Source organism: Arthrobacter sp. Soil_C_60 (assembly GCF_057656375.1).
In genome coordinates, this window is the sequence record NZ_JBDGKM010000033.1 from 1 (window position 1) to 448 (window position 448).

At 64.7% G+C, this 448-nt stretch carries 1 protein-coding gene; it reads left to right on the plus strand.

From position 1 onward, the window contains the following. The coding region (locus tag AC3A4M_RS22825; protein ID WP_498738915.1) for a C40 family peptidase at positions 1–447 on the plus strand (447 nt) is incomplete at its 5' end. Between the last annotated feature and the right edge of the window lies 1 nt (position 448).

The following is a 448-nucleotide window of genomic DNA, read 5'->3' on the forward strand; positions in this document are numbered from 1 at the left end:
GAGGCTGTGGCCGAGGAAGTTGCTCCGGTGGTTGAGGAAGCCGCCGAGAAGGCTGTTGCCCCGGTGGAGAAGGCTGAGGAAGCGCCGAAGCCCGAGGCGAAGGCTGATGTTGCTGCCAGCGGTATTGGTGCCGCTTTGGTGGCGTCGGCTTACGGCCAGATCGGTGTGTCGCAGGACTGCACCGCGATGGTGGAGAACGCGCTGCGTTCGGCCGGTATTTCCGTGGGCGATCTGGCTCCGGCGCAGTTCATGGCGTACGGTACCCAGGTTTCGACGCCGCAGCCGGGCGACATGATCTACTACGACGATGCCGGTGCCGGTGTGCCGCACATCGCGATTTACGTGGGCAACGGCCAGGCCATCCATGGTGGCTGGACCGGTTATACGACCGCGCTGGCCGATGCTTACATCGGTTCGGGCCCGGTCTTCATCCGCCCCAACGGCTAAG